The following is an 18,633-nucleotide window of genomic DNA, read 5'->3' on the forward strand; positions in this document are numbered from 1 at the left end:
AAAATAGCTGGTCATCCTCTCCAAAGAAATCCATCATATTCTAAAACTAATCAGGACACAATGATAAGTAAAATTATCTTAATGGAGGTTAGTGAAATGGCATATGATGAATTTTTAAATGTTGGAAGAGGCAGATTTACGATGGGAGCGTTTGATGATTTCTCCTCAACAAAGCTCTCACATGACAGATATGATGTATATGTAAACCAAGATTATGTTGGTCAAAAGTACTTATTAACAGCACAAGAATCTGTTCACGATATCGATGATTTCCTTAAAAACGAAGGAATTTCAAATTTCCAATCGGTAGTAGATGGAGATCACTATCATATTAAAGCAATCGAAAACGAGCACAAAGTTGCAGACGTGCTAAAAGTGTATCTGCAAAATCGTTAAGGGCCAATTTGGCCCTTTTTTTATTATTGATCGCTTTTTTAAAACTTGTTGCCTTTAATAAGTTCTTTCAAAAGAAACGAATCCAACACTTATTACAAAGCAAAAACGTATCTTTACAGAATAATAAAAGCCATCATTTAGTCAAGATTTCAAGTTGAATTTATAAGATAGTAGGGTAAGATGAAAGGGGGAGGTGTGTTTTTGATGAAGCTTTTTCTTATTCTAGGTGTCATTAATGGATTTTTGGCAGTAGCATTAGGAGCCTTCGGTGCTCATGGATTAGAAGGGAAAATTCCTGAAAAATATCTAAAAACATGGCAAACAGGTGTGCAATATCAAATGTTTCATGCCGGAGCCCTGTTTGTTGTTGCCTTTTTAGTAGATAAGTTTACAAACATTGGGGCGTTTACAACCGCAGGGTGGTTATTTTTAGCAGGGATTATTTTGTTCTCTGGAAGTCTGTATGTGTTAAGCGTGACACAAATTAGTATTTTAGGTGCCATTACTCCACTTGGCGGCTTAGCGTTTTTAGGCGGATGGCTATTGGTGGGATATGCAGCAATTCGATATTTATAAGCAGCAATACATAAATCTAAAAGCCGATCCTAATGATCGGCTTTTAAGCTACCATTACCTTGGAGAAGCCGTTGCAAGTGTGAATTGCGGATCATAATTCAGCTCCTCATCAAATGTTACATAATCCAAGTACACCATTAGTAGTAAGAAACGCTTACCTGTTTGAGGATCACTTAAAATGAGATGATCTCTTCCTGCAGCTTCAACTACACCTTTAAAAATTTTCGCATTCCATTCACGATTTCCTTCAAATGTCATATAAACAGTTGCAACTTTCCCACGGTTTAACCGCAAAATATTTTCAACATAAGACTGTTCTAATGGCAGCATACCGGGAATGTTTTGAGCTACCCCTTGCTGCTGTTGTTGTGGTAGCATTTGAGGTGGTTGAACTCCGTTTTGACCATATTGACCATATGGACTAGGATAGGCATATGTAGGATAAGGTTGTTGGTAACCTGCTCCTTGTTGCATGCCTTGCATTGGGTATCCATACTGCTGGTTTTGGTTCATTGCCAAAATGACCCCTCCTAAAAATATTAATAAACATAAGGACTGTTTGGAAAAGAAATGAAGCAAGATGGTGCTGTAAGAAAAGACATTTCATTACTCAATCTTTGCTCATTCATACGTATGTAAAAGAAAAACAACTTATGACTTATCCATAAAAAAATAAATGGAAGAAGGAAGAGAAATGTCTAATTTTTCTTTAGAAAAAATCTCAAAAGAAACCCTTCACATAGCAAGAGACATTGTGAATTCGAACAAAAGATATAATGTGCTTGAAAACGGACGGGAAGAGCGCACTTTGAAGGAGATGGAAGAAGAGTTTTTAAATGAAACGACAGAAAGCTTTTTTATAAAGGGAAACAATGAGTATGTAGGGGTTCTGGATTATTTAGTTAAAAATCCCAACGACCAATATCCTTGGCTTGGATTACTTATGATTCATCATGATTATCAAGAGATAGGATATGGAAAAAAGGCCTACTCTTTATTTGAAGCTGAAGCAAGAAAAGCGGGGATGCAAATCGTACGTTTAGCGGTATTAACAGAGAATTTCTCGGCAAGAACCTTTTGGGAGTCACTAGGCTATAAAAGGTATGAAACAAAACCTTATAAAGAAGGGAAAAAAGTAGACTGTTTTGAAAAGGTGATAAAGAACAAAAGCGCAAGCGCCTTGATCATCGACGTACAAACTGGAGGAGCATCGACTAAAGATTTAGGAAACACGGTAAGCGAAGCGAACCGATGTTGACTTATCGTAGGGAGATGATCTGAAGTTTGATAGACGATAGGCGCTGGAGCTGGATGCCGTGCGCTTATCTACAGTACGAGAGTTTTATAATTTTCCTAAACGAAGAAAAAACAGACTCTGAATAGTCTACACATTCTGAGTCTGTTTATATAATAGGTTTTAGTTTATTTCAAAAAAGTTTTGAAGCTTTCCAGAATCCAGCAGGTTTCCGACAAAGAAGGAACCAAACTCTCCATATCGTGCACTCACTTCATCAAATCTCATTTCATAAACAAGCTTTTTAAATTGAAGAACATCATCAGAGAATAGTGTTACTCCCCACTCATAATCATCAAAGCCAACCGAACCGGTAATAATCTGCTTTACTTTTCCTGCATAAGAACGACCGATTAGACCGTGACTTCTCATCATGTTACGGCGTTCTTCCATCGTAAGCATGTACCAGTTATCATTTCCTTGACGACGCTTATCCATTGGATAGAAGCAAGAATATTTAGACTGTGGAAGTTTTGGATAAAGTCTTGAGCGAACATGCGGGTTTTGATAAGGATCTTCATTGCTTTCACCAGCAAGATAGTTGCTAAGCTCAACAACTGAAACATAGGAATATGTCGGGAGCGTAAATTCAGCAAGCTTTGTTTTGTTGAATTCAAGCTCAATCTCATTAAGCTCCTCCATTGTAGGGCGCAGGATCATCATCATGAAATCTGCTTTTTGACCAACAATAGAGTACAGCGCATGACTACCTTGCTCAGCATTTTCTGTGACAGTCCATTTTTCAAGTAAGCCAAAAAATTCGTTAATTGCTGCTTGTCTCTCATCATTTGATAAAAGTTTCCATGAAGACCAGTCAATCGAACGGAAATCATGCAGACAATACCAACCATCTAATGTTTGTGCTGCTTCACTCATATATATTCACTCCTAAAAAGTTAATGATTATGTACACAGTTTAACTATATCATAGTTTGTCCATGAACCCTTGTGAATAAAACTTGAACTTCATGTATGACGTTAGGAGTAAAAAAGCCAATCTGTGAGAAACTTAAAAAGGATCAAAAATGAAGTTGAGAAAAGTTAGATTTTTTTGAAATGAAAGAAATTTATGATGTAAGCGTTATAGCATAATAGAACAGTTTGAAAAGAGAAATAAGTGGAGTATGCTAGATAAGGAAGCATTCTTTATACATATCAAGGAGGTTTTTTTGTGTCAGATTTATTTGCAACGTTAAAAGAAAAAGTGAGCGGCCAACAAATTAAAATCGTTTTTCCAGAAGGATTAGATGAGCGTATTCTAGCGGCAGTAAACCGTTTATCAGGTGAAGGCATCCTTCAACCGATCTTAATTGGTAATCAGCAGGAAATTACGAATAAAGCATCAGAACTTAACTTAACATTAGACGGTGTAGACATTTACGATCCGCAAAACTACCCGGAAATGGACGAGCTTGTTGCAGCGTTTGTTGAAAGACGTAAAGGTAAAGCAACAGAAGAAGATGCACGCAAAATTTTATTAGACGAAAACTACTTCGGAACAATGCTTGTTCACCTTGGAAAAGCTCATGGTCTTGTAAGTGGTGCAGCACACTCAACGGCTGATACGGTTCGTCCGGCTCTTCAAATCATTAAAACAAAACCAGGCATTAAAAAGACGTCAGGTGTATTCATCATGGTCCGTGGTGACGAAAAATATGTATTCGCTGACTGTGCAATCAACATTGCACCAGATAGCCAGGATCTTGCAGAAATTGCAATCGCAAGTGCACAAACAGCAAAAATGTTTAACATCGATCCACGTGTTGCGATGTTAAGCTTCTCAACAAAAGGCTCTGCTAAATCTCCTGAAACAGAAAAGGTGGCAAACGCAGTTGAAATTGCAAAAGAACTAGACTCAAGTGTTGTTCTAGATGGTGAATTCCAATTTGACGCAGCATTTGTACCATCTGTAGCTGAGAAAAAAGCTCCGGATTCAGTTATTAAAGGTGACGCAAACGTATTTGTATTCCCAAGCCTTGAAGCTGGAAACATTGGCTACAAAATCGCCCAACGCTTAGGCAATTTTGAAGCAGTAGGACCAATTCTGCAAGGTTTAAATAAACCAGTAAACGACCTATCCCGCGGATGTAATGCAGAGGATGTTTATAAATTAGCTTTGATTACGGCTGCACAGGCATAATTTCATAAATAGCAGAAAAGGAACTGACATTATTTTGTCGGTTCTTTTTTTATGGATATTTGTTGCTCCGTAATAAGTGTTGAGATGGTTGATTTGAGCTCCAGGATGCTCGCTTTCCGTGGGGTGTGCGGTGAGCCTCCTCAACGCTTTGCGTGTTCCGTCTGCGGGGTCTCACCTATCCCACAGGAGTCGAGTGTTTGGAGCGCAATGGAACAAACTAATTTTCATGTTTAACTACAAAGTTTGTTTGCCAACCAAGTCCATGAGGTATTTAAATAATTAGTAAGAGGAAGCTTAAAACAATATAGCGAATAGTAATATACAAGAGCTACATACAAAGACATGAGGTGAAAACATGGAAACCAAACCAATGTACATTAACGGCAACTGGCATCAAACAGACACAACAATTGATGTAGAAAACCCTGCAACAAACAAAATTATCGCAAAAAGTGCCTATGGCGGAAAGAAAGAAGCAGCCATGGCAGTCGAAGCTGCATATGACGCTTTTTCAAGCTGGTCAAAGCTTGTCGCTGGAGAGCGTGCCGGCTACCTAAAGAAATGGTATCAATTAATTGATCAACACAAAGAGGAAATCGCAAAAATCATGACGAGTGAACAAGGAAAGCCTTTGAAGGAAGCCCTTGGAGAAGTTCAATATGCTAATAGTTTTATTGAATGGTATGCAGAAGAAGGCAAACGGATTTACGGTGAGACCATACCGAGCTCCCATCCGAATAAAAGACTTTTTGTGAGTAAGCAGCCGGTAGGCGTCATGGCAGCCATTACACCGTGGAATTTCCCAGCTGCCATGATTACCCGAAAAGTAGCACCTGCATTAGCCGCCGGCTGTACAGCTGTTATTAAACCGGCAGAACAAACGCCATTAACAGCCGTCAGGCTTATTGAATTGGCACATGAAGCAGGAATTCCAAAAGGTGTGCTTAACTTAGTTGTTGGAGATGCCAAGGAAATTGGAGAGGTCTGGTTAAAGGATGATCGTGTGCGCAAAGTCTCCTTTACAGGTTCAACAGAGGTTGGCAAGATGTTAATGAGAGGAGCAGCTGATACGGTTAAGAAAATCTCCTTAGAACTGGGGGGACATGCTCCACTGATTGTATTAGAGGACGCTGATCTCGATCAGGCAGTTGAAGGAGTAATAAGCTCCAAATTCCGAAATGCCGGCCAGACATGTGTGTGTACGAATAGAGTGTATGTTCACCAAACAATCTATGAGCCTTTCATGAACAAGCTGAAAGATGCTTTTCAAAATCTCCATGTTGGCAATGGGCTCCAAGATCAAACGACAATTGGACCATTAATAGACCGTAATGCGCTAAAGAAAGTAAAGAACCACTTAGAAGACGCATCAAATAAAGGTGGAGATATTACCTATTTAGGAAAATCAGTAGATAGTGAGAATGGTTATTTTATGACACCTGTTATAGTTGGTAACGCCAGTGATGATATGCTTTGTATGACAGAGGAAACATTTGGCCCTGTTGCACCAGTCACAACGTTTGAAACAATCGAAGAAGTGGTCAAACGGGCAAATCAATCTCCATATGGCTTAGCAGCATATGTATTTACACAAAATATTTCCAAAGGTATTAGAATTGTAGAGGACCTTGAATATGGAATTGTTGGACTTAATGATGGATTACCTTCTGTTGCGCAAGCACCATTTGGCGGTTTTAAGGAAAGTGGACTTGGTCGTGAAGGCGGACATTATGGAATTGAAGAATATTTGGAAGTGAAATATATCTCATTGGGGCTTTAGGGGTTTCTGTTTAATAGGTTTATGCTGTAAAGCTGATAGTGATATAATAAGGGATAGTAAAAGTTAAGGAGTAAACAGCATGAACCTATTACAGCCGTCCTCATTAATCAACCAACCAAAATGGAGAGTCATTGATCAATCAAGCTTAGGACCGCAGTTTGACGCTAAGCATTCGTTTGCTATAGATGATACACTCTGTGCGAGTGTCGGGAAAAATGAATCGCCAGCAACAGCCCGAACATGGGTGCACCATCAAACGATCGTGTTAGGAATACAGGATACAAAACTACCATTCTTAGAGGATGGACTTCAATTTCTTCACGATCAGGGCTATCAAGTGATTGTACGAAATTCCGGCGGGCTGGCGGTTGTGTTGGATAAGGATGTTTTAAACATTTCCCTCATCTTCCCTGAATCTGAAAAGGGAATTGATATAGACCGTGGATATGACGCGATGCTCGATTTAATCAAGCATATGCTCAAAGAGTATGATGCAAACATTGAAGCAAGAGAAATCGTCGGCTCATATTGCCCGGGCAGCTATGATTTAAGTATAAATGGAAAGAAGTTTGCAGGTATTTCACAAAGAAGACTTCGCGGCGGAGTTGCGGTTCAAATCTATCTTTGTGTAGCAGGCAGTGGAGAAGACCGTGCAGAACTTATTCGTCAATTTTATGAGCTCTCTCTTAAAAAGGAACAAACGAAATTTGTTTTTCCAACAATAAAGCCTGAGACAATGTCATCTCTCAGTGATTTATTGGGAGTCGACCTTACTGTTGAAAAACTTTTATATCAGCTGCTCTTCACATTAAAAGAACACAGCCAGGACCTAATTTCGTCATCTTTAACTGTTGAAGAACAGCTTTTATTTCAACAAAATTTGGTTCGGATGATTAATCGAAATGAAAAGGTATTTTCTTAGAAAAACACGACTTACCGCCAAGAATGGCGAAAGTTGATGTCTTTTCTTATCCTTTAATCCTTTAATATAGTTAAACTTTCTTAAGGTGAAAAAAGAGCTAACCGTTATTATTCTGCTAGCTCCTTTTCGTTTTCGTTAAGTTTTTCCAGAATTCTTCTTTTTCGATATAACATAATGCCAACTTCTGATAAATCATTGATCATGGAGCGGTTAGTGATCGCTCCAAATAAAATCCCTGCAATAGGAACCATTTGCAACAGCTTTTTCCAGCCGAATTGATCACGGTACGTATAGACAACTTCACGCCAACCTTGAAGCTGGGAAATCATTTCGTTATTTGTTACTTCTTTTCTTTTATAAAAAGATGATAATTCGTTTAAAATGGCCTGTTTTCCGACAATATCAGCAGAAGAAAACTGCAGGCATTTTACAATGAAAATACGTTCGTCTCGATCTTTAGGATCGTAGCCATATGTTATGGCGATTTCCTGCAATGTTTTCAGCGACAGGCCCAATAAGACAGGGATATCAATGGCAAGGGTGAAAATACCTCCAACACCTGTTGTTGCCCCCTGAATTGTTGCTAGGTTTCCTCGATTTGTTTTTAATTGATCACTAACCTCATCCATCGTAGACAGAGGGAGGGAGCCGATATCTTGTATAGTCAGCTCCTGGTGTTGATTCGATTGTTTTTGAAGCCTTTTTAAGATTAATTTTTCTTGTGTTAAATATTGACCACCAGTTTGTACGAATTGTCCCAGTTCATCTAAAAGAACACCTATTTTCTTTTGGATAAATGCCGGTGTGATTTTATCTAATAGCTTAAATGGAAGTCTGCCAATTTTCTCCCAAAAAAATATTCCTTTCTGATCCTGCTCCCATTTTTCAATTGTTTGTAGCTCAGTTAATAGCCAGTCTTTATTTTCCATGATCAAACCAACCTTTTTGAAATGTAATGTTAAGGTTAATACGTAGGAGGTCCTTTAATAGTTTCAAAAAAAAGAAAAAGTGTGCCATGCATAGGCACACCGTCTAGTTATTACTCTGCCATCTTTTCCAGATTTCCATTACGGTCCATTTTAAATGTTGTTGGTGCTGTGCGGTCTTCTTCATCAAATAGGACAAGCTTACGAGCACGGTTCATAATTTTCATCAGTGTTTCATAGTCTTCTTGAACGGTTACTGTGTCTTGTTCTAGTTTTTCAACCTTTTTCATCAGCTCATCATTTTGTATAGATAAATCTTGGTTTTCTTTCTTTAATCGTTTATTTTCACTTACTAATGCTTCTGATTGTAGATTGTTTGTTTTATAAGACTGCAAGAATGCAATAACATGATCCATTGTTAATCTGTTATTTATGCTTACAGGCTGCTTGTTTTGCATCATTTCTTTTGGTGGGGCTGCAGGTGTTGCTGTAGGTGCTTGATTGCTGAATGGTGTTTTAACATCTTCATCAGCCGGCATAACTTCAGCCATATGACTCTCTAAACTTGCCAACATGGTTTGTTCTTCATGTTGATCAAAATCCTCAATTTCCATTTCCATAGCAGGTGTATCAGGGGTATATAAAAGCTGCTTTTTCACTGGTTGTCCATTTCCTAAAGCTCTCATCCGCTGTTTACGTTGTTTTTTAGCAAGCGATAAAGCTTTCTCATAATCATGGCGAACAACGGCATTCCAGCGGAACCCACAAGCAGCAGACGTACGATTTAATTTGTCTCCAACTTCTTCAAAAGCATTTAATTGAGTACTGCCTTCTCTCACATGACGTAAAACCGTTTCAGCTAGTAATAAATCATTCTCTTCAGACCATGCGTCTTGTCTTTGTTTCATTTTTTCCAACTCCCTATATAAATAGATTATTTACTTCCAACTGTTAGTAAGCATGGACAAGTTGAAGATGTTTTATACAAATTTGTTAAGAGGATAGTAGATTTTTTTTAAATGTTCATAGCTTTTTTGAAATCTACTGAAAATCGATGGAAAATCAATCCTTTGAAGGAAGTGAAAACTTTTTGTCCTTTGCCCAGCGTTACTTGCATAGAGGGAAGAATAACGGTAAAATACCTCTTAGTGAAAAACGGTAGCACGCCTATTGGAAGGAAAGGATTGGGAAATCAATGGCAAATGAATTTCGTATTTGTGATGATTGCCAAGCAACAAATATTAAAACACTTGTGCCTAAGTTAAAAAAGGTAGATTCAGAAGCTAAGATAGATATTGCCTGCCAATCTTATTGTGGCCCGGGAAGAAAGAAATCATTCTGTTTTGTAAACAATCGTCCATTAGCTGCACCGTCAGAGGACGAATTAATAGAAAAGATCGTTCAGAAATTATCAAAATAACATCACCTTTGTGTTTAATGCATGGGTGATGTTTTATTTTGAGGTAGAACGGGTTTATAGTAATTAGTTTTGGTGTCTAGCTCCAGGCGCCATCGGCGAAGCACAGGACGTGCAAGTGCATTCAATGCGAAAGGACGTCGCGTCTTTGACTGTCTCGAGGTCATAAGTCAAATAGGAATTGAAGGCAAAGAGCGCCTTCTATTCCTATTCGCCTTATGCTTGTCGCCTTATGCTTGTCGCCGAATGCTTAGCGCCTTCCGCATTTCGGCATGTCGAATGATTTTGCGGATTTTTGGTGTTATTGTCGATTGGAAGCCGATATAATATTAAGTGGAAGTTAGTGAATGTCGTCAAAATTTAGGCTGTTTTCTGCAAAGTTTGTTGCTTTCAAAGATTAATAAAAACAATAGTGGAATGGAGCGGAAGACACTTGACTCCTGCGGGAAGCAGAGGAGGCTCAGCTTCCTCCCCGGCGAATCTTGTGTCTGGAGCGAAATGGAACGAACCTGTTCTTATGGTTAACTATCTTAAAAAAACAGAATGCAGCCAAAAGTTACTAAGCAGAACGGATGTGGAAGCCAATGGAAAATGGAAAGTTGTCTGAAGAAAAGGTTTTCAAAGATCCCGTTCACCGATATATACATGTGCGTGATAAAATCATTTGGGATCTCATTGGGACGAAAGAATTCCAACGATTAAGAAGAATACGCCAGCTGGGAACAACGTATTTAACATTTCATGGGGCTGAGCACAGCAGATTTAATCACTCACTAGGAGTGTATGAAATTGTTCGCCGAATAGTGGATGATGTGTTCAAGGGGAGACCTGAATGGGATGATGAAGAAAGGCTTTTATGCCTTTGTGCCGCGTTGTTGCATGATTTAGGTCATGGTCCATTCTCACATTCGTTTGAAAAAGTATTCCACCTTGATCATGAGGATTTCACCCAAGCCATTATTCTGGGAGATACAGAGGTTAACAAGGTGTTAATATCGGTAGAAGCGGATTTTCCAAAAAAGGTAGCAGAGGTTATTGCCAAAACCTATGAAAATAAACAGGTTGTAAGTTTAATATCTAGTCAGATTGATGCTGATCGAATGGATTATCTGCAGCGTGATGCCTACTATACTGGTGTTAGCTATGGTCACTTTGATATGGAAAGGATTTTAAGAGTGATGCGTCCTCGTGAAGAGCAGGTCGTGATTAAAAGCAGTGGCATGCATGCGGTTGAGGATTATATTATGAGCCGTTACCAAATGTATTGGCAGGTTTATTTTCACCCGGTTACACGAAGTGCCGAAGTGATTTTAACGAAAATTCTTCACCGTGCAAAACAGCTGCATCAAGAGTTTTATTCCTTTAAACATGATCCTGTTCATTTTTATTCTTTATTTGAAGAAGAGCTGTCACTTCAAGACTATTTAAAGCTGGACGAATCTGTTATTATGTTTTATTTTCAGGCATGGCAGGAGGAAGAAGATCCAATCCTGCGTGACTTATGTACCCGCTTTATGAACCGCCAGCTTTTTAAATATGTGGAATTTAACCCGAATGTACAGATGATGACATTGATGGAATTAACATCATTATTTAAAAAAGCGGGAATCGATCCGGATTATTATCTTGTTGTTGATTCTTCCTCAGATCTTCCATACGATTTTTATCGTCCTGGTGAAGAAGAGGAAAGACTGCCGATCCATCTATTAATGTCGAATGGTGATTTGCGCGAATTGTCACGGGAATCAGAGATTGTCGATGCTATTTCTGGGAAAAGAAGAACAGATCACAAATTGTATTTTCCATTGGACTTAATAGAGGATTTCTCAACAAAGCGTACGGCGAAAAAGAAAATACTTGAATTATTAAATATAAAGAAATAATGCTTATCGGTACCAAAGAAAAGTTAGGAGATGACGGGGAATTGATGAAAGAACATGCGAAGCTGATGAAGGCTATCTCATCAGCAGGGGAAATCATTGGCCGGAAAAAATTGCAAAAAATGATTTATATCGCAAAGAAAATTGATTTACCTTTCTATGAAAAATACAATTTTCACTTTTTTGGACCATACTCTGAAGAACTTACATTGCGTATCGAAGAGCTTTGTAACTTAGGGTTTATTGACGAGGTTCATGAAAAAAAGGGTGGATATTTTCAATATCGTTATACTTTAACAGAAGCAGGAAATGAATTCCTTGGCCATTACGATGTGGACATGCCTCCATTAAAGAACTGCATGCTGGATTTGAATGAGCAAAGCTCCAGATTTTTGGAATTAGTTTCAACCGTTTTATATTTTGAAGGACTTAGCAGAGAAGAAGTAAAAGAAAAAGTGTTTACGTTAAAAAGTAAGCAGCGTTACACAGAAGAAGAAATTGCTGAAGCATATGATTATATTGAAAAAATTAAACAAGTCGCTCAAAACGAAACCGCCAATCATTAATCTGGCGGTTTTTTTACATCTTTGTCAGTAACCATTAGTCGAAATTACCCCCTAATCATGGTAAGCTTAAGAATGAGTACATTTAGAACAGAGGAGCCAGTGATGAATGAATTTAATCAATTTTTAGCCTTTCCGTTAGAAATGATTCCTTATGTGGTCATTACGCTAATGATTGCTTTTACATTACATGAGTTTGCACATGCCTATGTAGCTTATAAGTTTGGAGATCCAACTGCAAAACGACAAGGAAGATTAACGCTTTCTCCATTAGCACATTTGGATCCAATTGGAACAATCTTAATTTTTATTGCAGGGTTTGGTTGGGCAAAACCGGTACCGGTAAACCGATTTCATTTTAAACGGCCCCGATTAGCCGGAGTATTAGTTTCTGTTGCCGGACCGCTAAGTAACTTTTTCTTAGCCTTCTTAGGAACCGCAATTTGGTATATACTATTAGCGACAAACGCAGTGACATATCTGCCATCACAATATGTAACAGGACTTGAGCAGTTTTTTAATATTTTTGTGTCACTTAATGTAATTTTGTTTATTTTTAACTTACTTCCATTTCCACCGCTGGATGGATATCGTATTATTGAAGATTTGGTCCCGGCACATATTCGGCCAAAGCTCGTTCAGTTTGAGAGTTATGGAATTATTATTTTCTTAGTTTTAGTCATCACACCACTGGATGCCTATACGATTCAACCAGTTTTTGAAATTGGCCGGGCAATTGTCATGAATATTTTTCATTTATTGCTTAGCCCATTATTATGATGTCTTACATATGAGGAGGTCCATGATATGGAACAAGAAAAAAAGAAAAAAAGCATTGGTTTTAATATTATAAAAAGCGATCCAACAGATGGTCACGGCGGGTTTGGTGTAGGTGCCCTTAGTTTGGATAATGTGTCCCCGGTTTTCATTGATATCGAAGAAGGAGAGGCCTTCGTTGATATCGGTGCCATGCATGCGAGAAGTGTCGTGGAAAAAGGGATTAAATTTTTGAAAACAAAAGAAGAGGTTCCAAACGGAAAGCCGTATTGGTTAGTTTGGGTCACAATTGACCGTAAAGAAGATGGTCCTTACTATGCAGGAGTAGCCGCATGCGAACTTACAGTAGACCGCTCAATAAGAAGGGGCTACAAATCACTGCCTGAGCATGTAAACCGTATGGATAAATCAATGAAACGTCATATTATCGTTGATCATATGGACGATCGTTCAAAAGAGATTTTAACCAACTTCTTAAAACATCACGATAAAAAAATGTGGGAACATTCTGAGCAAAAATTAAAAGACGATTTAAAAGTCTAGGATATAAATTTGTCGAAAGTGTGACGTTTTCGTGAACAAATTGGTAAAATCTTGTGATTTTTCATGAAAATTAGTAGACTGAATATACAGTTTATAAAACTAGGACACAAAAACCCCCGGGCATATTAGTTGCCCGGGGGTTTTTGATTTAATGCTGAGAATTTATTTTCGATTCTGAGATTTTATCTTCGATTTTAAAGATTTATCAACGATTATGAGATTTTATCTTCGATTCTGAGAATATATCAACGATTTGTCAATTTTTGACAAAAACCGATCCGTCCCTATTCTCAGCTTCAATCCCACCATTTAAACTTATCAAGCCAGCTTTCTTTTTCCTTCTGATCAGAGGACTGTTCCGCTTCCGAAGCTTCACCATCACTCATATGTTCTTCACAATACTCAGTCGGCTCAGTGCCTTCAATAAAATACGTGAGACGCTTCGTTGGGCAGCCCTTTGTGGCGAGCTTTCCGCTGGCAGGATTAATATAAACCCCGACAACCCCATCCGGTGGGCGAAAAGCTTTTACAGATTGATCATCTAATGCTTCCTCCATAAAGGTGGACCATATTTCCTTCGCATAGCCGCGTTCTTGAACAAGGTTGATCGTTTTTCCTTTGTCATACCCTGTCCAAACACCGACGGCAAGTTGTGGGGCAAATCCAATCATCCAGCTGTCTGATGAGGTTGTACCTGATTTGCCTGCATAGTCCCGGGTGAGGGAGTCAGCAATGCTGTGACCTGTAACAGATGTATAATCATTTAATGTTGTATCAAACATTCCTTTCATCATGTGTGTCGTGACGAAGGCTGCTTGTTCGTCTAATACTTGCTCTTTTGACTGTTTCGATTCGTAGATGACATTTCCAGCAGTGTCTTCAATTTTTGTCACAAAAGTAGGTTCAACTTTTTTTCCTCCATTACCCAGCATTCCGTACGCATTGACCATGTCAATCAAACGGACAGGAGACGTACCTAATGCAGCTGAAGGATTTTTCTTTATACCTGTGCTCAGTCCAAGGAGTTTCCCTGTTTTGATAAGCTCCTCCATCCCGATAAACATATGTGTTTTCACGGCATAAATATTGTCAGACAGAGCGATGGCTTGAAGCATTGTAATAAAGTCGTTCGCATAATAGTCGTTATAATTACTCGGTTTATAGGATGCTTTTCCATCATCATAGGTAAATGAAGTTGGTTCACTTTTCATCTCGGTAGATGGTGTAAAGCCGTTCATAATCGCAGAGTAGTAAAGAAAAGGCTTAATCGTTGAACCCGGCTGCCTTTTTGCCTGAGTAGCACGATTGAAAGGACTTTCCTCATAATTACGTCCACCGATTAATGCCCGAACATAACCGTTCTTAGGATCCATCACAACAACACCTGTTTGAATGTCAGAGGACTCATCAATCGTTTCTCCAACCGTTTCTTCAGCAAGCTTTTGCATGTCTGCATCCAATGTTGTATAAATCTTTAACCCTTTGGTTTGAATAGCTTGTGTGTCTATGTCTAACTTCTCTGAAATCTCACTTAGCATTGCATCCTGGAAATATGGGGCTAATCTTGGTTGAACAGTGTCTGTTTTCTTTTTATACATAAGCTCTGCTGTGAGTGCTGATTGGAATTGCTTTTCCGTAATATACCCTTCATTTTTCATCATTTTTAAAATGATTTCTTGTCTTTCTTCTGCTTTTTCCCTGTTTGCGTAAGGAGAATAGAGGGTTGGTCCCTTTGGAATGCCTGCAAGCATGGCAGCTTCAGCAAGGGTTAAGTCACTTGAACTTTTTCCAAAGTAATATTTAGCTGCTGCTTCAATTCCATAAACTCCATGTCCGTAATAGATGGTGTTTAAATATCCTTCTAAAATCCGGTCCTTGCTGTAGTTTTGCTCCAATCGAATGGTATATAATGCTTCATTCGCTTTACGCTGCCATGTTTTTTCATGCTCTAAAAATAAATTTCGGGCGTATTGCTGGGTTATCGTACTGGCACCCTGTACCTTTGCCATAGCTTTTAAGTCAGCTAATGCAGCACCTGCTATTCGTTTATAATCAAAACCATCATGTTGGTAAAAACTTCGATCTTCTATTGCGATGGTTGCTTCACGGACATGTGGGGAAATATGATCAATATCAACCCAGTACCGTTTTTGACCATTATGCAATTCACCTATTTTTGACCCATCACTTGCATAAATGAGAGTTGATTGTGGAACTGATAAAGAAGGAGGTCCCAGCCACTTTGCATATAACACAATACTTAAAATAATCGTTGAAAAAAGTACTAAACATAATAAACTTATAAAAATAAGTGCCCGTACTGTTTTAAGGGTGATGCGTAAACGTCTAGGTGTCATCACATCCATGAAGCTCACCTCCTATATTCGTCATGAAAGACATACTGTTAGCCATTATGAGTTTTTTATCAGAATTTTAAACATTTTAAACAAAATTAATAGATTTTTTTCTCATTTTCTGCTATAAGGGACAAGGGGACAGGTTCCGTGTCCCATAATGAACGGGACAGGGGACCTGTCCCTCTGTCCCAGTTTTGAAAGGATGATTATAATGAGTGAGTTATGGTATACAGAGAAGCAAACGAAAAATTTTGGGATTACGTTAAAAGTTAAGCAAACGTTACATACAGAACAAACTGATTTTCAGTACTTAGAAATGGTGGAAACAGAAGAGTTCGGAAACATGTTGTTCCTTGATGGTATGGTGATGACTTCACAGAAGGACGAGTTCGTTTATCACGAGATGGTGGCACATGTGCCTTTATTTACACACCCAAACCCTGAGAATGTTCTAGTAGTTGGCGGTGGAGACGGTGGTGTTATTCGTGAAGTGTTAAAACACCCACAAGTGAAAAAAGCGACACTTGTTGATATCGATGGTAAAGTAATCGAGTATTCTAAAAAGTACCTTCCTGAAATTGCTGGAAAACTTGACGATCCTCGCGTGGAAGTAAAAGTAGGCGACGGCTTCATGCATATCGCGGAAAGCGAAAATGAATATGATGTGATTATGGTTGATTCTACAGAACCAATGGGACCTGCAGTTAACCTATTTACTAAAGGCTTCTATGCAGGTATCTCCAAAGCACTAAAAGAAGACGGTGTGTTCGTTGCTCAAACGGACAACCCTTGGTTTACACCGGAATTAATCACAAATGTTCAACGTGACGTGAAAGAGATATTCCCAATCACACGCCTATACACAGCGAACATTCCAACATACCCAAGCGGTCTATGGACTTTCACAATTGGTTCAAAAAAATACGATCCACTAGAAGTAAGTGAAGATCGCTTCCATGAAATTGAAACAAAATACTACACAAAAGAATTACACAAAGCTTGCTTTGTATTACCTAAATTTGTAAGTGATTTAATTAAATAATTTTGAAATAAAAAGTGAGAGAAGGGAAATCTCTCACTTTTTGAATGGAGGTAATAATTAATGAAATTTGATGAAGCTTATTCAGGTAATGTATTTATTAAAAGCCATCCTAACTATGAAGAAAGTGAAGCTGTTATCTACGGCATGCCGATGGATTGGACAGTAAGCTATCGCCCGGGTTCCCGTTTCGGCCCTGCGCGCATTCGCGAAGTATCAATTGGTCTTGAGGAATACAGCCCTTACTTAGATCGTGAGTTAGAGGAAGTAAAATACTTTGATGCAGGAGATATTCCATTGCCATTTGGAAACCCGCAGCGAAGCATCGACATGATTGAGGAATATATTGATCAACTGCTTGCAGATGATAAATATCCGTTGGGAATGGGAGGAGAACACCTTGTATCATGGCCTGTTATGAAAGCTATGTATAAAAAATACCCTGATCTTGCGATAATTCACTTTGATGCTCATACAGACCTTCGTGATGACTATGAAGGAGAACCACTTTCCCACTCAACACCAATTAAAAAGATCGCTAATTTAATTGGACCAACAAATGTATTTTCTTTCGGAATCCGCTCAGGAATGAAGGAAGAATTCCAATGGGCAAAAGAAGTGGGCATGCACATTTCAAAATTTGAAGTGCTAGAGCCATTAAAAGAAGTGCTGCCAAAGCTGGCAGGACGTCCTGTCTACCTAACGATTGATATCGACGTTCTTGACCCGGCGCACGCCCCAGGAACAGGTACAGTAGACGCTGGTGGTATTACATCAAAAGAGCTTCTTGCATCTATTCATGAGATCGCAAAATCAGATATACGTGTTGTAGGTTCTGACTTAGTAGAGGTTGCGCCAATTTATGATCACTCTGAACAAACAGCGAACACAGCAAGTAAAATTATAAGAGAAATGATTTTAGGATTAGTGCAGAAAAAATAGACAGATTGGAAGTCTGGTACTTGATGTATCAGGCTTTTTTCATTGAAAAAATTGTAACAATACCGATATATATGTAAAGAAACAGGCTTTTTAAAAACCTTGTCAACATGATGTTTTGACCAAAATAGTGGGTGGTTTTCCAACTATTAGGACATTTGGTGAAAGTGCCGCTTCTGCTAGTAAATCGGTGAAAACATTGATAGATTCCGAGACTTAAGTCAATCCACATAAGACCATCTACCTATAATGGTGACCAACTGTTAAAATTATCCTCAAATATGACAAAAAAACACATGTTACGATTGTCTCGTCAGCACATGAGTTGATAAGGAGGATGACATATACATGAAGAAAAAAATCATTTTATCAGTTGTAGCAGGTGCGGCTCTATTAATGGCAAATCCACTTGCACAAAAAGCAGATGCTGCTTCAAACACAACACAAGCAAAAGTCTATTACTATCAATCAGGTAATCTAGACCAAGAACAAATCAATGAATTCATTAAAAAATATTTCAGCAACTATCAGAAATCTACTATTCAAAAAGAAGTAGAAGCACCAAAAGAAGAACAAACACAAACTGAGCAGCAGCCAGCAACCGAACAACCAGCAACCGGGCAACCTGCTCAACAGCAACCGGCACAAACAGAAGAAACAAACGAACAAGCTAGCTATCAATTAAGTCAGTATGAACAGCAAGTCGTTGATTTAACTAACCAAGAGCGTGCAAAGCAAGGACTTCCAGCTTTAAAGGTAGACCTTGAATTAAGTAAAGTGGCACGTGAAAAATCACTAGATATGCAAAAGAATAACTACTTTTCACATACAAGCCCAACATATGGTTCACCATTTGACATGATGAAACAGTTTGGCATCTCATATAAAGCAGCGGGCGAAAACATCGCCAAAGGCCAACGTACTCCACAAGAAGTCGTTAACGCATGGATGAACAGCTCAGGCCACCGCCAAAACATCCTAAGCTCAAACTTCACTCACATCGGAGTAGGCTACGTAGCGGAAGGTAACTACTGGACTCAACAATTTATCGGAAAATAATAAGAAAAAGCGGCTAATCCTTGTA

The 18,633-nt window shown here is 38.6% G+C and carries 20 protein-coding genes; 15 read left to right on the forward strand and 5 right to left on the reverse strand.

The genetic code is table 11. The features are described 5' to 3' along the window. Positions 1-96 precede the first annotated feature (96 nt). A complete protein-coding gene (locus LC095_RS09105; protein ID WP_226527898.1) occupies positions 97-396 on the forward strand; it encodes a hypothetical protein in 300 nt (99 codons plus the stop codon). A 204-nt stretch (positions 397-600) separates the two neighbouring features. After that, on the forward strand, positions 601-972 hold the full coding sequence (locus tag LC095_RS09110; protein ID WP_026563046.1) for a DUF423 domain-containing protein: 372 nt from the start codon (positions 601-603) through the stop codon (positions 970-972). A 54-nt stretch (positions 973-1,026) separates the two neighbouring features. Here the strand turns inward: LC095_RS09110 and gerQ are convergent, their stop codons facing one another. Then, positions 1,027-1,485, reverse strand: a complete 459-nt coding sequence (gerQ, locus tag LC095_RS09115; protein WP_084043141.1) for a spore coat protein GerQ — start codon at positions 1,483-1,485, stop codon at positions 1,027-1,029. A 181-nt stretch (positions 1,486-1,666) separates the two neighbouring features. Here gerQ and LC095_RS09120 point away from each other — a divergent pair, with 181 nt between their 5' ends. Further along, positions 1,667-2,230: a GNAT family N-acetyltransferase gene (locus tag LC095_RS09120; protein ID WP_226527899.1), complete on the forward strand. Its 564-nt coding sequence runs from the start codon at positions 1,667-1,669 to the stop codon at positions 2,228-2,230. Positions 2,231-2,389: 159 nt separating this feature from the next. Here LC095_RS09120 and hemQ read toward each other — a convergent pair whose 3' ends face one another. Then, complete coding sequence (gene hemQ, locus LC095_RS09125) at positions 2,390-3,142, reverse strand: hydrogen peroxide-dependent heme synthase (RefSeq protein ID WP_226527900.1); 753 nt, start codon at positions 3,140-3,142, stop codon at positions 2,390-2,392. Positions 3,143-3,437: 295 nt separating this feature from the next. On the opposite strand from hemQ, the gene pta reads away from it, so the two are divergent. From pta to LC095_RS09140, 3 genes are all read left to right on the forward strand, one after another. Then, positions 3,438-4,406, forward strand: coding sequence for a phosphate acetyltransferase (gene pta / locus LC095_RS09130; protein WP_226527901.1), 969 nt, complete (start codon positions 3,438-3,440; stop codon positions 4,404-4,406). Between the two features lie 370 nt (positions 4,407-4,776). Then, positions 4,777-6,186: an NAD-dependent succinate-semialdehyde dehydrogenase gene (locus LC095_RS09135; protein ID WP_226527972.1), complete on the forward strand. Its 1,410-nt coding sequence runs from the start codon at positions 4,777-4,779 to the stop codon at positions 6,184-6,186. A gap of 79 nt (positions 6,187-6,265) precedes the next feature. Next, positions 6,266-7,108: a biotin/lipoate A/B protein ligase family protein gene (locus LC095_RS09140; protein WP_226527902.1), complete on the forward strand. Its 843-nt coding sequence runs from the start codon at positions 6,266-6,268 to the stop codon at positions 7,106-7,108. Between the two features lie 107 nt (positions 7,109-7,215). On the opposite strand, the gene LC095_RS09145 is transcribed toward LC095_RS09140, so the two are convergent. Then, positions 7,216-8,037, reverse strand: coding sequence for an EcsC family protein (locus tag LC095_RS09145; protein ID WP_226527903.1), 822 nt, complete (start codon positions 8,035-8,037; stop codon positions 7,216-7,218). 110 nt (positions 8,038-8,147) lie between these two features. Further along, a complete protein-coding gene (locus LC095_RS09150; RefSeq protein WP_226527904.1) occupies positions 8,148-8,942 on the reverse strand; it encodes an RsfA family transcriptional regulator in 795 nt (264 codons plus the stop codon). Between the two features lie 287 nt (positions 8,943-9,229). Between LC095_RS09150 and LC095_RS09155 the strand changes: the two genes are divergently transcribed. The 6 genes from LC095_RS09155 (at position 9,230) to LC095_RS09175 (ending at position 13,214) form a co-directional block, all read left to right on the forward strand. Further along, positions 9,230-9,454 (forward strand): DUF1450 domain-containing protein, encoded by a 225-nt coding sequence (locus tag LC095_RS09155; RefSeq protein ID WP_026563054.1) that lies wholly within the window; start codon positions 9,230-9,232, stop codon positions 9,452-9,454. A gap of 481 nt (positions 9,455-9,935) precedes the next feature. Beyond that, complete coding sequence (locus LC095_RS26775) at positions 9,936-10,058, forward strand: hypothetical protein (protein ID WP_264195979.1); 123 nt, start codon at positions 9,936-9,938, stop codon at positions 10,056-10,058. Next, positions 10,036-11,334: an HD domain-containing protein gene (locus LC095_RS09160; RefSeq protein WP_226527905.1), complete on the forward strand. Its 1,299-nt coding sequence runs from the start codon at positions 10,036-10,038 to the stop codon at positions 11,332-11,334. Before LC095_RS26775 ends, LC095_RS09160 begins: the two co-directional genes overlap by 23 nt. Positions 11,335-11,375: 41 nt before the next feature. Continuing rightward, complete coding sequence (locus LC095_RS09165; protein WP_226527973.1) at positions 11,376-11,897, forward strand: YwgA family protein; 522 nt, start codon at positions 11,376-11,378, stop codon at positions 11,895-11,897. Between the two features lie 102 nt (positions 11,898-11,999). After that, the gene (locus LC095_RS09170) at positions 12,000-12,674 is read left to right on the forward strand and encodes a site-2 protease family protein (protein ID WP_226527906.1); all 675 of its coding nucleotides are present in this window, start codon (positions 12,000-12,002) and stop codon (positions 12,672-12,674) included. Between the two features lie 27 nt (positions 12,675-12,701). After that, complete coding sequence (locus tag LC095_RS09175; RefSeq protein ID WP_226527907.1) at positions 12,702-13,214, forward strand: YwhD family protein; 513 nt, start codon at positions 12,702-12,704, stop codon at positions 13,212-13,214. Between the two features lie 296 nt (positions 13,215-13,510). Here LC095_RS09175 and LC095_RS09180 read toward each other — a convergent pair whose 3' ends face one another. Then, positions 13,511-15,580: a transglycosylase domain-containing protein gene (locus LC095_RS09180; protein ID WP_226527908.1), complete on the reverse strand. Its 2,070-nt coding sequence runs from the start codon at positions 15,578-15,580 to the stop codon at positions 13,511-13,513. 202 nt (positions 15,581-15,782) lie between these two features. On the opposite strand from LC095_RS09180, the gene speE reads away from it, so the two are divergent. The 3 genes from speE (at position 15,783) to LC095_RS09195 (ending at position 18,608) form a co-directional block, all read left to right on the forward strand. Then, complete coding sequence (gene speE / locus LC095_RS09185; protein ID WP_226527909.1) at positions 15,783-16,613, forward strand: spermidine synthase; 831 nt, start codon at positions 15,783-15,785, stop codon at positions 16,611-16,613. A 60-nt stretch (positions 16,614-16,673) separates the two neighbouring features. Continuing rightward, positions 16,674-17,552 (forward strand): agmatinase, encoded by an 879-nt coding sequence (gene speB / locus LC095_RS09190; protein ID WP_226527910.1) that lies wholly within the window; start codon positions 16,674-16,676, stop codon positions 17,550-17,552. 345 nt (positions 17,553-17,897) lie between these two features. Next, positions 17,898-18,608: a CAP domain-containing protein gene (locus LC095_RS09195; RefSeq protein ID WP_226527911.1), complete on the forward strand. Its 711-nt coding sequence runs from the start codon at positions 17,898-17,900 to the stop codon at positions 18,606-18,608. The last annotated feature ends 25 nt before the right edge of the window (positions 18,609-18,633 follow it).

The sequence above is a fragment of the Metabacillus niabensis genome, from assembly GCF_020524345.1.
Classification (GTDB): Bacteria; Bacillota; Bacilli; order Bacillales; family Bacillaceae; genus Metabacillus; species Metabacillus niabensis_B.